Source organism: Mesorhizobium sp. CO1-1-8 (assembly GCF_020164875.1).
GTDB lineage: Bacteria > Pseudomonadota > Alphaproteobacteria > Rhizobiales > Rhizobiaceae > Mesorhizobium.
In genome coordinates this window covers 414,314-428,924 of record NZ_JAIUGZ010000006.1, presented here as the reverse complement: position 1 = coordinate 428,924, position 14,611 = coordinate 414,314, and the positions used below count along the sequence as shown (strand labels likewise).

15 protein-coding genes are annotated in these 14,611 nt (G+C 61.0%); 10 read left to right on the top strand and 5 right to left on the bottom strand.

Going from position 1 to position 14,611, the window contains the following annotated elements:
• Window positions 1–215: 215 nt before the first annotated feature.
• Complete coding sequence (locus tag LB558_RS15720) at window positions 216–467, top strand: hypothetical protein (protein ID WP_224698371.1); 252 nt, start codon at window positions 216–218, stop codon at window positions 465–467.
• A 223-nt stretch (window positions 468–690) separates the two neighbouring features.
• On the opposite strand, the gene LB558_RS15715 is transcribed toward LB558_RS15720, so the two are convergent.
• Window positions 691–1,188 (bottom strand): response regulator, encoded by a 498-nt coding sequence (locus LB558_RS15715; RefSeq protein ID WP_224698370.1) that lies wholly within the window; start codon window positions 1,186–1,188, stop codon window positions 691–693.
• Window positions 1,163–3,862 (bottom strand): PAS domain S-box protein, encoded by a 2,700-nt coding sequence (locus tag LB558_RS15710; protein WP_224698369.1) that lies wholly within the window; start codon window positions 3,860–3,862, stop codon window positions 1,163–1,165. Before LB558_RS15710 ends, LB558_RS15715 begins: the two co-directional genes overlap by 26 nt.
• A 514-nt stretch (window positions 3,863–4,376) precedes the next feature.
• Between LB558_RS15710 and LB558_RS15705 the strand changes: the two genes are divergently transcribed.
• Together LB558_RS15705 and LB558_RS15700 are read left to right on the top strand one after the other, a co-directional pair.
• The gene (locus tag LB558_RS15705) at window positions 4,377–4,604 is read left to right on the top strand and encodes a hypothetical protein (RefSeq protein ID WP_224698368.1); all 228 of its coding nucleotides are present in this window, start codon (window positions 4,377–4,379) and stop codon (window positions 4,602–4,604) included.
• Between the two features lie 99 nt (window positions 4,605–4,703).
• Entirely contained in the window at window positions 4,704–5,105 is a 402-nt protein-coding gene (locus LB558_RS15700) for a low affinity iron permease family protein (RefSeq protein ID WP_224698367.1), read from the top strand.
• 552 nt (window positions 5,106–5,657) lie between these two features.
• Here the strand turns inward: LB558_RS15700 and LB558_RS15695 are convergent.
• Window positions 5,658–6,137 (bottom strand): hypothetical protein, encoded by a 480-nt coding sequence (locus tag LB558_RS15695; protein WP_224698366.1) that lies wholly within the window; start codon window positions 6,135–6,137, stop codon window positions 5,658–5,660.
• 547 nt (window positions 6,138–6,684) lie between these two features.
• Here LB558_RS15695 and LB558_RS15690 point away from each other — a divergent pair.
• The gene (locus LB558_RS15690) at window positions 6,685–7,296 is read left to right on the top strand and encodes a class I SAM-dependent methyltransferase (RefSeq protein WP_224698365.1); all 612 of its coding nucleotides are present in this window, start codon (window positions 6,685–6,687) and stop codon (window positions 7,294–7,296) included.
• Window positions 7,297–7,378: 82 nt separating this feature from the next.
• Here the strand turns inward: LB558_RS15690 and LB558_RS15685 are convergent, their stop codons facing one another.
• Window positions 7,379–7,477, bottom strand: a complete 99-nt coding sequence (locus tag LB558_RS15685; RefSeq protein ID WP_224698364.1) for a putative RiPP precursor — start codon at window positions 7,475–7,477, stop codon at window positions 7,379–7,381.
• A gap of 175 nt (window positions 7,478–7,652) precedes the next feature.
• Between LB558_RS15685 and LB558_RS15680 the strand changes: the two genes are divergently transcribed.
• Window positions 7,653–7,970 (top strand): DUF982 domain-containing protein, encoded by a 318-nt coding sequence (locus LB558_RS15680; protein WP_224698363.1) that lies wholly within the window; start codon window positions 7,653–7,655, stop codon window positions 7,968–7,970.
• Complete coding sequence (locus LB558_RS15675; protein WP_224698362.1) at window positions 7,936–8,310, top strand: hypothetical protein; 375 nt, start codon at window positions 7,936–7,938, stop codon at window positions 8,308–8,310. The genes LB558_RS15680 and LB558_RS15675 overlap by 35 nt, the downstream gene beginning before the upstream one ends.
• 93 nt (window positions 8,311–8,403) lie before the next feature.
• Here the strand turns inward: LB558_RS15675 and LB558_RS15670 are convergent, their stop codons facing one another.
• Window positions 8,404–9,519, bottom strand: coding sequence for a LacI family DNA-binding transcriptional regulator (locus tag LB558_RS15670; protein ID WP_224698361.1), 1,116 nt, complete (start codon window positions 9,517–9,519; stop codon window positions 8,404–8,406).
• Window positions 9,520–10,079: 560 nt separating this feature from the next.
• Between LB558_RS15670 and LB558_RS15665 the strand changes: the two genes are divergently transcribed.
• The 4 genes from LB558_RS15665 (at window position 10,080) to LB558_RS15650 (ending at window position 14,610) form a co-directional block, all read left to right on the top strand.
• The gene (locus LB558_RS15665) at window positions 10,080–11,042 is read left to right on the top strand and encodes a sugar-binding protein (RefSeq protein WP_224698360.1); all 963 of its coding nucleotides are present in this window, start codon (window positions 10,080–10,082) and stop codon (window positions 11,040–11,042) included.
• Window positions 11,043–11,157: 115 nt separating this feature from the next.
• Window positions 11,158–12,696, top strand: coding sequence for a sugar ABC transporter ATP-binding protein (locus LB558_RS15660; RefSeq protein WP_224698391.1), 1,539 nt, complete (start codon window positions 11,158–11,160; stop codon window positions 12,694–12,696).
• Between the two features lie 54 nt (window positions 12,697–12,750).
• The gene (locus LB558_RS15655; RefSeq protein ID WP_224698359.1) at window positions 12,751–13,746 is read left to right on the top strand and encodes an ABC transporter permease; all 996 of its coding nucleotides are present in this window, start codon (window positions 12,751–12,753) and stop codon (window positions 13,744–13,746) included.
• 84 nt (window positions 13,747–13,830) lie between these two features.
• The gene (locus tag LB558_RS15650; RefSeq protein WP_224698358.1) at window positions 13,831–14,610 is read left to right on the top strand and encodes an SDR family NAD(P)-dependent oxidoreductase; all 780 of its coding nucleotides are present in this window, start codon (window positions 13,831–13,833) and stop codon (window positions 14,608–14,610) included.
• The last annotated feature ends 1 nt before the right edge of the window (window position 14,611 follow it).

Here is a 14,611-nt window from a genome sequence, read left to right as displayed (position 1 = left end):
CATGGATTGTCTTGTGAGGCGCGGCGGACCTGTGGGTCGCCTTGGCCGGCGCAGTAGCTCTCAGGCACTGCGCCGGCAGACCTCTCACCACCTGCCTCATATGTGATTGCACGCCTGCGCAGGAAGCGTAAGGTGGGGTGTCGCCCGCCGTACCCCGGCACACGGACGCTTGGAAGTCAACTCAGGTGCTTTCGCCCAACACAGGGATGAAAGCTATGTCCGAACACCCCAAGCACCTTCATAAATTTCAGCAGTCTACCGATCGCGACTGGTCCAGGGCTACCGACCCTCGACTGATCGCCGCGTTGAGGCTGCTGGCCCGCTCCTACCGAGGCCAATCAGTCGAGGCAGCGGATGATCTGGTGGCGCTGACGTTGGAAACGGCCATCACTGAAGCCGACAGCCGGCCAAGGGATATCACCTTGTTCGAATGGCTAAGTGGGATTATGGCGCGGCATCTCAACTGACGCTTGCTTGCGGCAGCGCCAGCTATGCGCCACCGTCATCAGCTCGGCCGCAGCGCGTCGATATCCTGCTGGTGTGTCTTGGGCCACGCACAGGCAGCACTAGGAATTGCGGTGCTCTTCGGGGCTGGGATGTTTTAGCCGGTTAGCGGGGCCCGGCCCCTACGTCTGGATAGCGCCTGGTTTGCGGCAAGTCGGTCGGGGAGCTTGCGGGAATCCCCGCGCCTCAGTTCTGTTGCTCGAGTTGTTGGAGACCTGTTCTGATGGCTTCGACTAGAGCGATTATCGAGTAGGGCTTTTGCACCCAGCCAAGCGGCCTAGCTGCTTCGGCGCGAAGCCTCACCTCGTGGTCACCATGCGCGGTTGTGAATATGCATCGTATGCCGTGGTCGCGGTAAAGTTCCAGGGCGGCGTCAATTCCGTCCCGCTTACCAAGCAGGCGAATATCCATCAGGACAAGCGCCGGCCGGGTCGAGACCGCGATGCTGATAGCTTGTTCAGCGCTGACCGCCGTTCCTACCAGCGAGAACCCCGCCGCGGTCAGTCCGGCTTCCGCGTCGAGTGCAATCAGGTAATCGTCTTCGACGATCAATATCGACCGACCAGCCATGGGCGTTGCCTGGCCGGCGCCCATGTCGTCTCGCGAGAAGGCCAGCTGAGGCTTGAATGCGCGGTCGAGTTCCCCGGCTTGGCTTGGCTCAGTCATCGCGGTTTCCAGTCGCACGGCCGATCTCCAGCGGTGCTTGAGAAAAAGCCACCACGCATCGACATGGGTCTCGATGAACTTCGAAGGTTGCGCCGATCTGACGCGCGAGGCCCTCGACCAACCGCAGTCCCGAGGACGTGGCGCGCACCGAGTTCAGGTCGAAACCTGGGCCTTGATCCTCGACTATCAGCGAATTGCCCTCCCCCTTCCTTCTGATGCTGACGTGGACGGTCCCGCCGACGCTGCCGTTCAGGCCGTACTTGACGGCGTTGGTCAAAAGTTCGTTGACGATGAGGGCCAACGGCATCGCAACGTCGTTTGGCAGTTGAATGCTGTCAGCTTCACAAACCAGCCGTACATTCGGTGGAAACATTTGCTTGGCAGTTTCGCAGACGGCGCCGAGGAAGGGCTGCGCACTGAAGTTGCTGGCGTCAGCGGTATCGTAGAGAACACGCTGTGCGGCCGCCATCGTGGCAACCCGGTTGCTTGCCTCTTGGAGTGTGTCGCGGGCTTCCGTGCTTCGGCTCGTCCTTGCCGCGACGGAAAGCAAGGACTTCAGCATCATCATGTTGTTCTTGACGCGATGATTGAGCTCATCGAGCAGGATCCGCTGTTGGGTCTCCGCCTGCTTTCGCTCGCTGACGTCGACCAGCATGTTGATGCCGCCGATGACCTTGCCATTCGCATCCCGCATCGGTGTCGGATAGGGGACGAACGGGATTCTGGTTCCGTCTGGCCGCTCGGCAACCGCTTCATATCCGCGGACCGGCTTACCTTCCCTCAAGGAGATCGCCATCGGGCATTGATCGTGAGGAAGCGGCGTGCCGTCGGGCCAGAAGAGCTTCCAGGTCACGCACCATTCGTCACTGCCGATTACTGGCGTCCGCCCGGCCAGTGCCACCGCGGCTTCGTTGAAATAGGTGATCTTGCCATCGCGATCGGTGGTGTAAATCGCGGCAGGAATAGCGGCGAGCAGATCCTGAAGGTGACGTTGGCTGTCGCGCACCTTTGCTTCGGCCATTTTTTGATCGGTTATATCCCGGGCGATCTTGGAAGCACCGACCACCCGGCCCGTCGCGTCGCGAACCGGCGATATTGTGAGGGAAATATTCACCAGTGTCCCATCCTTGCGGCGGCGCACGGTTTCGAAGTGGTCGACGAGTTCACCCCTGCGGATGCGACCCAAGATCAGCGGCTCCTCGTCCAACCGGTCGTCCGGAATGACAATGGTGATGGGCTTGCCCACCACTTCCGCGGCCGAATAGCCGAACAGGCGTTCGGCGCCTCGGTTCCAGGTCGAAATGATGCCGTTGAGATCCTTGCTGACGATCGCATCATGGGATGACTCCACGATCGCTGCCAAACGTTGGGCGGCATTCTGTGCCTTCAGGCGCTCGATCCCGAAACCGAGTTGGCGAGCGATGGTCCTGGCGACCTCGACTTGGTCGGCAGAGCAATCCCATGGCTGGTCGAAGTAGGCCAAGAACTTGCCAAGCAGTCGCCCGCCTTCCGTTATCGGCACGAAGCAAACCGCGCCAATGCCCTCGGCCAGGATTGTTCGTTTCAATTTGTCCGGAAGCTCGGCTTTTTGCATATCGCCCAGGCAAATCGGCTGAGGATCGGTACAGTCTTCCGGCCAGGGCGAGTGGCCTTCGACGGCGGTGCGATAGGCGTCAGAAAGGCCGCGCCAGGCGACAAACTTCATGATCCCGTCGTTCAGCAGCAGGATCGAAGCGCGCTGACATCCCAGCGCACGCTGGATTGCGTCGAGCGCAGGCTCATGGACGTCAGCCGGCGTGCGAGCATGCTGCAGCATTTCAGTGAATCGATGCAGTGCACCCTGCTCTTCCGCCCTTTGGGCGAGTGTCGCCTCTATGGCCTTGCGCTCGCTGATGTCGTGCTGCACACGCACCGCATAGCGAAACTGCCCCTGCTCGTCGCAAATGCTGGAGGACGTCATAAGCGCCCACAGAAGCGACCCGTCTTGGCGAACGAACCGCTTTTCTGTTGTGTAGCTTTTGATTTCGCCGGCGACCTGGCGCATGTATTGGGATCGATCGGCTTCGACATCGGCGGCGAAGGTTCGATCGAAAATCGACTCTCCAACCAGTGCCTCACGATCGTAGCCCAACAGATCGCAGAAATGCGCATTCACCCGAAGGAGCCGGCCTTTCGCATCGGTTTCCACGATGCCGGCCCCAGCGCTGTGATAGGTGGCGGCAAGCCGCTGCTCGTGTTCGCGTAGCAACTCTTCCGCTTTTGTCTTTTCGGTGACGTCGATGGTAATGCAACGCGTGTTGAGAAACCGGCCGTCAACCGCACGCACGTTGGAGGTGATCTCCACCCAACGCATGGAACCGTCCTTAGCCCGGAGCCTGGCGCGGTAGTGCTGAACATCCTCGCGCCTGGAGAGCCGGCTCAAAATGTCTTCGATCGCGGCGGGATCAGCGTGAAAGTCACGAATGCTGCGGCCGACATATTCCTCGGCTGTGTAGCCGAGCATGTCCAGTTCTGCGCGGTTGGCGCGCAGAATGGTTCCGTCATTTGCCACCAAGTGAAGAGGGACTGCCGCATTCTCAAAGAAGTCTTCCAGTTCGCTGCTTCCGACAAAATCGGCTTCGTGCCGTTCGCGGCTATCCACGCCGGTGAGGAAGCCCTTCGCCAACGCTCCGCCCAAAACCCCTTGCTCCATGCGATAAAGTCCCTTTTAACCCCACTAAATTCACGAACCGAAAAAAGGTTCCGATCATCGGTCGAGAAGGTGAACTGCTCCACTTGCGGAGCCAACTCGCAGCGCCTTGAACGGGCTGGTCCACATCCACTTCTTGCAGGTACGCGGATCCTTTTGCAATGAGCCCCGAATTGCTTCGTTGTTTCAGAGTGGAACGAACAACAGCGGCTAACTGATGTTCGGGAGCCAATGGATCGATCGCCCATCGGATCTCGGAAGGATGTCAAATTACGAACGATCTCTCACGCGATCAGGAAAGGCGAGCTACAGCTCGGATCGCGAGTTGGGCGGTGCCGTGATCGCTCTAAGTTTTTATAGGACAAGACCACGGCTACAACGGTCAAGTACCGGCTCATCGTAAACTTGAATTTTGCGGTGTATAGCAACAGCTGATCCAGTCTGCCTGCTAATCCCCTGAATGGAACCTTTTCGTGCCGACGGGCATTGAGGGTCGAGTTCAACGGAGGGTAGCGCAGTGTCCATCATCGACAGCATCACCGGCATTTTCTCCTCCAACGAGGAGGCAGCGAAGAAGGCGCCTGCTAAGAAGGCAGCTACGAGGAAGGCATCGCCTGCGAAGGCGAGCGCGACCAAGAAGACCGCAGCTGCCCCCGCTACCGCGGCCCGCTCGAAGGATTCCGCGTCCAAGGGTAAATCTGGTCAGCCCAAATCGGCCGCCAAGAGAAAAGCGGCTGCCCATTGAAGCAAAAGACCCCGCTCGTGAACTGACCCCCGAAGGTTGTGTCCAACTTTCGGGGGCAGTCATCTCGGCGGGCTTCTTTTGTTGTGGCGCGGGCGCTGAATGGAAAAGACTTTCGGAAAAATTGCGAACGCCGTGGCTCGTGGGGCGGGTCGGCCGTTCACATTCATCCTTTGCATCGCTTTGATCGGGGTCTGGGGTTTCTCCGGACCTGTCCTCGCCTTTTCGGAAACCTGGCAGCTTATCATCAATACCTCGACGACGATAATTACATTCTTGATGGTTTTCTTGATCCAGAATACGCAGAACCGAGATGGGGCGGCCTTACAGGCAAAGCTTGACGAGCTGGTGCGCGTGGGTGCCGGCAAGAACAGCTTCATCGGGATAGATCATTTAACGGCGGCTGAGGTCGAGGGGATCCGGTCAACCTGTGAAGCCGCAGTTGCCCGTGCTCACCCATCCGAGTCGGCACGCATTGAAGCGCAAAGCAACTCACGTACATAAGAGAGAAGGCAATAAAGCCGCTCCTCGCCAACGCAACGAAGGATTGGCTACATGCCTTCTGCGATCGTTGCCGTATCTCCGGGGATCGCAACTGTGAGCCCAACGACGGATCGCGACTTTACGACCGCATGCCTGCCGTCCTGGCGCCGGCCGATTACATGCGCAGGCAGGGCCGGAACAGGGCCTTGGCGGTCAGCCGAAGCCGTTGCCTGAAGTTTTCCTTCACCATCGGCACGACGTGCAGGAGAAGGCTCTCGCTAGGCGCATTGCTTGAATTCGACAACCTGGACGCCTAGCCGGAGCGCCTGTCCATCAGCATATGAGCGGGCATACTCTTCAGCTTCAAAGGGGAACGTAATCGCGTTACCGAAGGCGGTTACACGCACCGTCCATCTCTTCTCCCGGATAATTTCAACGGCATGCTGCTCGTGCGGAGCCATGTTCTCCTCCCAGAACTTACGTAGAGGCAGCATTTATAGCGTCGCAAAATTCGTTTGAATGCAAATAATCCGACATGTGACGTGTCGAAATCCCGGAGCCGCGCCGGAGCGGTTAGGCTGTTGTAGCCTTGAGCTGTTCGAGATGCTCAACAGCGAGCTTGTGCAGCGTGTCGGCCGTCTCTTCCGGGGTCCATCCCTGGGCAATGGAAGTAGCGACAAGGGCCGCGAAGGCGGCTTCCAGAGCGACCTCGCAATTGACAGGTCGGTCGGGGCTGGTCTGGGCGAGAATGGGTGAGGCAACTTCAGGTGTTTTTGTCATGCACAGCAATCCGCGCGGCTGAAAAAGGTTCCAGCCGCGACGGCATTGGCGCAGCAGGTCTAGGCTGACTCCCTCGTTGTCAGGTGCGACGCCGTTCTTAACGGCGCGGTAACCTTGATTCACAAGTGAGCAGACTGGGAATGAACGAACCGGATCGGCGACGGTTATGCCCCGGCTTTCAACAGGGGACCATATCTTGCTCGCGACCGCCTTCGCCTTGCTGATCTCATTCTCAGTCAGCGTTGCCCTGCTTTCGTGGGCGGCGCCCACCACGGCACAATCCATATCCACCGACCTGGAACGGTCGATGGGCGGCTGGCAACTACGTCTCACAAGCTCCCACACAGAGGCCGACGACCAGATGTGAGGCTCCACGCGTCGGCGCCCGTGCGGGATCGCTGCCGCTGTGCAATGCTGTATTTGCAACTATAAAGCGATTGGCGCGTTGATGCTCGCACAACGAGAGGAACGCGTCTATGTGGTTCTTTACGGCCGTAATTCTGGGGTTCGTCTTGGCTCTCTCGCTCGGATGGGCCATCGGCGGTATTCCTCGATAAGCTCCCGGCGCCATTGCATCAGACGACTCGTAAAGTATCGGACGGAGTAGCAGGGAGGCGCCGCCTCGAGCGCACTTCAGCAGACGCAAATGGTGAACAAGATAGAGGAAGGTTTGTCACCATCGGCGCCGCTTCGGTCGGTAGACTCAGGTACTGCTTCGGCCGACCTGGCGTTGCGTGAAAGCCCGATGGCCAGAGCCAGCGGCCCAACGGTTGCTCACAGCCTGCGAACCGCCGTATGATTGGCAGGGGCTGGAAATGAGATGGCGCCAAGGTTCATAGCAAAACAGCTTTCTTGGCCGGCCGGTATTGCCGGCTGGCTCATCCGCGCTGGCATGAACCGGGGCAACGCCCGGCTGAACAGCTACGCTCTCGATCAATTGCAACTGGTTCCTGAGGATCGAGTACTGGAAGTCGGTTTCGGCGGCGGTCCGGCAGTGCCGCGCCTTGTCGGTGGCGCCGCATTCGTCTGCGGTGTTGATCGCTCCCCCGACGTGGTGAGCGCCGCCACTCGGCGGTTTGCCGATGCGGTGCGCGCCGGACGCGCCGAGTTTCACGTCGGGGTGGTTGAAAAGCTGCCCTTGCCGGATGCGACATTCGACAAAGCCCTCAGCATCCACACAGTATACTTCTGGCAAAGCCTGAAGGCCGGATCCGCTGAGTTGGCACGCGTTCTCAGGCCTGGCGGACGGATCGTTTTGGGCTTCCTTCCCAAGGCGCACATGGACCGGATGAACATGCCAGCAGATATCTTCACCCCCCGTGAACCGGACGAGATCACAGCTGCTCTGGAAGGTGTGGGGTTCAGCGAGACGGAGGTTCGAAAACCGGACTCGGAGACGGCATGGGCCGTCGCGACAGGTATACGAAACTGAGCTGTCGCGTGCGGAACGAGTGGCGGCAACAAAAAGCCCGCGGGCTCGCGCCAGCGCGCTTATTCGTGAGGCGTGCGGCTCGTTAACCGGGAATGATGATGGTCGAAGGGGTAGAAACAGCCGTGACGGCAGAAAGCCGTTCGCGCTTGGTCAGAACAGGCTTCTCATAGGTTTTCTTCATAGCGATGCTCCTCGCTTTACCCGAACGGAAATTGCCTTGCGACTGCGAGTCTTGTCAACGGCCTGCGATCACCAGATGGGAGCAAAGGCGACCAACCACAAAATTCTACGCGGCTGCAACCAATTCCAGTCTGTGAAGTTTCCAAGACCTTGTGACCGTGAAAGAGGGGTTGACGTTGGCTGCTTTCCTACCTGTGCAGATTAAATTTGTGAATTTCCAAACGAGGGCCATCTCGTCGGTGGCGGAAGCCAGAGCGGCGATGAGTGGGGCATGGAAGAACAAGGAAATGCATTCCTATCGACAGGCATTGCGTTTGCTCGATGAGGCCCAGGTAGGAACTTGCCGGCAATCCGTCGCGTTTGAGGCCTTTGTCAAAGCCGCGAGAGATCAGGACATGGTTGTTTCAGGTAAACCAAGCAAGGGTCTCAACCGCTTAGACGCTTTGGCAAGCTCGATCTATGACGAGGACCGCCAACCGCCATACTCGGTCTGAGCAGCGCGCCCGGCCAGCGGACGCAAGCCCGCGCCCCTCGGAACAGCGCGATCAGTTATTCTTCGATCAGATTATTGAGGCGGCCGTTCTGGATGCTGCGCTAAAGCAGACTGCTGTCGTAAACCCTGGCGATAAATTTGAACTCGTTTTCAGAAATTTGCTAGAAGCCCTGTTTGTAGAGAGAATGGATCAGAACGAAGAAATCTTCGCGCGTTTCATGAACCACAAGTCATTCCAGAAGGTGGTGACGAGTTGGCTTTCATCGGAAGCCTATCGGAAATTTCGTGTCCGAACTGATGATGCGATCGAGGATCTTGTCCCAACCGTCAGCCAACTGTAGATCGCCGGTCCTGAAAGCACCCGTAGCTCAGCTGGATAGAGCGCTGCCCTCCGAAGGCAGAGGTCGTGATTTCGAATCCTTCGGGTACGCCAATTACCCCACCGCCCGCACACTCTCCCGCTCCACCAGCGGGCACTCCAGCTTCGTAATCGGATATCTTCCCCGCCCAGGCGCCGCCGGTGCCTCCAGTTGTTCGATCGCCCATTGGCCCATCGCCATGTGCGGCAGGATCGAGGTCGTCAGCGGCGGGAACAGATGCCTAGCGATTTCCTCGTCGTCGTAGCCGACCACGGAAATGTCCCCGGGGATGTGCAGGCCGGCTTCCTTCAGTGCTTCGTAGCAGCCAATCGCGGTGCGGTCGTTCTGGCAGAAGATGGCGGTCGGGCGGTCCTTCAGCGACAAGAGCTTGACGGTCGCGGCGTAGCCGGCGCTGGCCGACCAGTCGCCCTCGACCACCAGTTCGGGATCGAAGGGGATGTCGGCGGTGGCGAGCGCGCGGCGGTAGCCTTTCAGCCGGTCCTGTGCGGCCTGCATCCACGGCTCGCCGGTGATGGTGGCGATGCGGCGGTGGCCGTGGCTGATCAAATGGCGGGTCGAGCTCTGGCCGCCGGCGATCTCGCTCGGCACCACGGCGGGGAAGGCGTAGTCTGATGTGTAGCAGTTGAGCAGGATCACCGGGATGTCGAGGCCGTAGAGATAGTCGGGCGCTGTGATCTCGCGGGTGAAGATGGTCATGTAGATCAGCGCCGAAATGCCCCGCTTGGTCAGGGCGGAGATGGCGCGCGGCTCCATGACGGAATCGCCCAGCGTCTGCGCGACCAGCAGCACGTTGCCGGCATTCCACGAGGCCTGGCGCGCGCCCTCGATGGCGACCACGGCTTCCGGGCTGGTGGCAAGCTGGTCGACGGCGAAGCCGATCACCCCGTCCAGCCCTTCGAAGGCAGGCCCCTCGAAGGCAGGCAACGCCGGGTGGAGGGCCTCGAAAGCGGGCGCGGTATAGCCAAGGGTCCGCGCGGCTTCGATCACCCGTTCTCGGGTCTGCTGCGACAGCTTGATTCCTGGCGAATTGTTGAGCACGAAGGAAACGGTCGCCTGCGAGCAGCCGGCCGCCCTGGCGATATCGATCATGGTGACGCGGCGCTTGGCACCCTTGGCCGGCGTCTTGCGCCGCCTCGCCGTGTCGCTGGCCCGATCCGTCGTCTCGCTCATGGCAAATCCCAGTCTGGCAGGCCGGTCAGGCCGGCAAGATGGCGTGACGCCGTCGATTTGTAGAGATATCGTCAAAGTCGTTTATAACTATTAGTAGGCCGGAGGTCCATCCGCCATGCATCTCCATACAAGCCAAAACTCAAAGGGCGAAAGGATCGGCCGGCGGGTTGGCCGTGAGGACGGCTCGCCGGTGGATGCGCCGGGAAAGCCGCTCGCATTGCCCAAAACTAATACTGTTTACTAATACAAAAATGCGCTGTACCGTCAATCTGCCGCATCCGGCCCGGTGGGCTCGGGCGGCGGGAGAGTACGAAAAATGGCCCGACGGCGAGCGGATCCTACTTCCGCAAGCCTTGTCTCGGATATGTGATATGTCAGACAAATCGGACTATTTACGAACGAAGGATGAGTCTCTAAGGTCCATGATCGTGGCTGGAACGACGCCATTCTTTCTGTGCCGGGAACCCCTTTGAGGAGGAGGGCGTCCACGCTGCAAACGGCAAAATCAGGTCAGTGCAAGATCGGCCGGTCTGACGACTGAGCCAAACGGGAGGTTGAACATGAAATCCTTGATACGAAATGCATCCGTAGCCGCGACCGCGCTGCTGCTTGGCCTGTCGGCCACGGCAATCGCGCGCGCCGCCGACAAGCCGACGCTGGCCTTCGTCGTCAACGGCGCTTCCGATTTCTGGAAGGCCGCCGAAGCCGGCGTCAAGAAGGCGCAGGGCGAACTGCCCGACTATACGCTCGAGCTCAAATATCCCGAGCAGTCCTCGGTCGCCATCCAGCAGCGGCTGATGGACGATCTGGTGACGGCCGGCGTCAAGGGCATCATGGTCTCGGCCGTCGATCCCAAGACCTCGACCGATGGCCTCAACAAGATCGCTTCGGAAACGGCGCTGTTCACCACTGACTCGGACGCCCCGCAGACCAAGCGCGTCGCCTATATCGGCTCGTCCAACGTCGATGCCGGCAAGCAGGCGGCTGAAATCGCCAAGAAGGCGATGCCCGATGGCGGCAAATGCCTCGGCTTCGTCGGCCTGCTCGGCGCCGACAATGCCAAGGAGCGCATCCAGGGCATGAAGGACGGCCTGGCCGGCACCAAGATCGAGCTGATCGACGTGCGCGGCGACGACATCGACCAGGCGCGCGCCAAGAAGAATGTCGAGGACGCGCTGGTCGCCAGCCCCGACGTCACCTGCATGGTCGGCTTCTACTCCTACAACACGCCGCGCATTTATGAAGCGCTGCGCGATGCCGGTAAGCTCGGCTCGATCACCGTCGTCGGTTTCGATGACGATCCGATCACGCTGGGCGGCGTCAAGGAAGGCACCATTGCCGCCACCGTCGTGCAGCAGCCCTTCGAATGGGCCTATCAGGGCATGAAGCTGATGGCTGCCTATCTCAAGGGCGACAAGTCGGGCATCCCGGAGAACGGCCTCATCATCATCCCGACCAAGATCATCGGCAAGGATGACGTCGACGCCTATGCCGCCAACCTGAAGGCGATGGCTGGAAATTAAGACTTGAAGCAGTTCAGCCGGCTCGAGTTCACTTGAGCCGGCTGCTCGCATTGACGAACCGCGCGAGGATCGTCAGTCTGCCAAAAGGTCGGCCCGCCAATCGCTGTCAGGCATGATGAATTATTCCGAGACATCCATCGCAGCAACTACGCCGTTCCTCAGCCTCGAGAACGTGCGCAAGACCTATCCGGGCGTCGTCGCGCTGGACGGGTTTTCCATGGAGGTCAGGCCGGGCGAGGTCATCGGCCTCGTCGGTGAAAACGGCGCCGGCAAATCGACCTTGATGAAGATCCTCGGCGGCGTCACCACGCCCGACAGCGGCACGATCACCGTCGACGGCACCGCACATGACAGGCTCTCCGTCGAAGGCAGCCTGGCTTCGGGCATCGCCTTCGTCCACCAGGAACTCAATCTGTTCGAGAATCTCGACGTCGCCGCCAACATCTTCTTCGGCCGCGAGCCGTTGCGCGCCGGGCCGCTCAAGCTCGTCGACCGCGCCAAGCTGCGCACCATGGTGCAGCCGCTTTTGAAGCGCGTCGGCGCCAATTTTTCCGCCGACACGCCGGTTGCGACCCTGTCGCTGGCGCAGCAGCAGATGGTCGAGATCGCCAAGGCGCTGTCGATCGAGGCGCGGCTGGTCATCCTCGACGAGCCGACATCGAGCCTGCCGCTCGCCGAGACCGACAAATTGCTCGACGTCATTAAGGCGCTGAAGGCCGACGGCATCAGCGTCATCTTCATTTCGCACCGCCTGCACGAGGTCGAGCGCGTCGCCGACCGCGTCGTTGTGCTGCGCGACGGCATGCTGGCCGGCACCTTGCCGAAGAGCGACATCGGCCACGACCAGATGGTCAAGCTGATGATCGGCCGCATGCTGAAGGAGCGTGAAAAGGCCTCGGAGGCGGCGCGTGCGCCCGGCGCCACGGCGCTTTCGGCCAAGGCTATCCGCACGCCTGCCTATCCCGGCCGGCCCGTCGACCTCGACGTCAGGCGCGGCGAAATCCTCGGCCTTGCCGGTCTTGTCGGCTCCGGCCGCACCGAGCTGGCGCGGGTGTTCTTCGGCATCGACTCGAAACTCGGCGGCGCGCTGGAACTCGACGGCAAGCCGCTTGCGCTGGCTTCCGCGGCCGACGCCGTCGCGCACGGCATCTTCCTGGTGCCGGAAGACCGCAAGCTGACCGGCATCCTGCTCGACCTGTCGATCGCGCAGAACATTTCCCTGCCCAATCTGCCGGCGCATGCGCGCCGCTCCCTGGTGTCCTCGAGCGCCGAGACCGCCACCGCCGAGAAGCAGAAGAAAGCTCTCGGCATCAAGGCGCCTTCGGTGCAGACGCGCACCGGCACGCTGTCAGGCGGCAACCAGCAGAAGGTCGTGCTCGGCAAGTGGCTGGCCATGAATCCCAAGGTGATGATCCTCGACGAGCCGACGCGCGGCATCGACATCGGCGCCAAGGCGGAAATCTACGGGCTCATGCGGGCGTTGGCCGATGCCGGTGTCGCCGTGCTGATGATCTCCTCCGACATGGAAGAGGTGATCGGCGTGTCCGACCGCATCGCCGTCATGCATGAGGGCCAGATCTCGGGCATTCTCGACAAGGACCGGTTCAGCCAGGAAAACGTGCTGCTGCTGGCGGTGGGCAAGCAGCCGAAATAGTTTTGTTCTGCCGCGGGTTCTCGCGGAACCCAGGCAGGCATTGGGGAGAAGACGATGAGCAAGAAAGATCTCGGCCTGCTGATCCTGATCCTGGTGGTCGGGACGATCGTTGCGCTCATCAATCCGCGCTTCCTGTTGCCGATCAACCTCGCCAACACCTCGAACCTGATCGGCCTGTTCGGCATCCTGTCGATCGGCCAGGCCTTCGTCATCATCACCGGCGGCATCGAACTGTCGGTCGGCTCGGTGGTGGCGCTGCTGGGAACGCTGTTCATCGACTTCATCGCGGTGCGTGGCATGGGATGGCCGGTCGCCTTCGTGCTCATCCTGGTGATTGGCGCCATCATCGGCCTGGCGCATGGCTGGCTGATCACAAGACTGAAATTGCAGCCTTTCGTCGTCACCCTGTGCGGCCTGCTGATCTACCGCGGCGTCGCCCGCTTCTACACTGGCGACGGCACCGCCGGCTTTGCGTTCGGCCAGAATTTCCCCGACCTCGAATTCCTCACCGCCGGGCGCTCTTATGGCGTGCCGAACAGCTTCATCGCGCTGATCGTTATTTCGATCGTCATGTGGGTGGTGCTGCACCGCTCGGTGTTCGGCCGCTATCTCTACGCCATCGGCAAGAACGAGGAGGCGGCGAAATATTCGGGCATCCGCACCGGCCGTGTCGTCATCGCCGCCTATGTCATCTGCGGCGTGCTGACGGCGCTGTCGGCAATCTATTTCGCCATGTACACGCGCTCGATCTCACCGGCCAGCCACGGCCAGTTCTACGAGCTCTACGCCATCGCCGCAGCCGTGCTCGGCGGCTTCTCGCTGCGCGGCGGCGAAGGCTCGCTGATCGGCGTCATCCTCGGCACGGTGCTGCTGCAGGAGCTGCAGAACCTCGTCAATCTGCTTGGCATTCCGTCCTCGCTCAACTTCGCGGTGATGGGCGGCGTCATCCTCATCGGCGTGCTGGTCGACCAGCAATGGGGTGTGTTCCGGGAACGGCGGCTGATGGTCGACGCCACCCGCAAAAGCGCCGCCGGCGCGGCCGCGGAATAGCCGCCGGCCGCGACACGGGTGCTTGTCCGCGCTTTGAGATTATTATAATAGCATAACCCGAACTTGGTCGGGGGCGGACGAGACATGCGCTGCGATTTGCGAGGCAAGGTAGCGCTGGTCACCGGAGCCGCGGGGGCGATCGGCAGTTCCATTGCCAAACGCCTGTCCGACAATGGCGCCGCGGTCGTCGTCGCCGACATAAACAGCGACGGTGCGAGCCAGGTCGCAGCCCGTCTGAGCGATGCCATGGCTTGCACCGTCGACATCCGCGATGCCGCCTCGGTCGACCGTGCCATCGCCGCCATCATGGACCGCTTTGGCCGCCTCGACATCCTCATCAACAATGCCGGCGTCAACACGCTGGCGCATCGCGTCACATTAGACGAATTTCCCCCCGAGGAATGGGACCGCATCACCGGCATCGATCTCGACGGCCTCTACATCATGAGCCGCGCGGCATTGGCGCCGATGCTCGCCGCCGGCAAGGGCGGGCGCATCGTCAACATCGCCTCGGTCGTCGGCCTCGCCGCCATGCGGCTGCAGAGCCCGTTCGTCGCCGCCAAGGCCGGCATCATCCATCTGACGCGGTCTATGGCCATCGAACTCGGAGCCAAGGGCATCCTGACCAACGCCATCGCGCCGGGCTCGGTGATGACGGCGCTGACGGCAAAACTGTTTTATGGCGATGACGGCAAGTTCGCCGGCCGCACGCAGGAATTCCTCGCTCACGTCCCGCTCGCCCGACCGGCCCAGCCCGAGGAGGTCGCGGAAACCGTGCTGTTCCTGGCCTCGCCGGCCGCCAGCTACATCAACGGCCAGGTGCTGGCCGTCGATGGCGGCTGGACGGCGGGGTACATGATGTGAG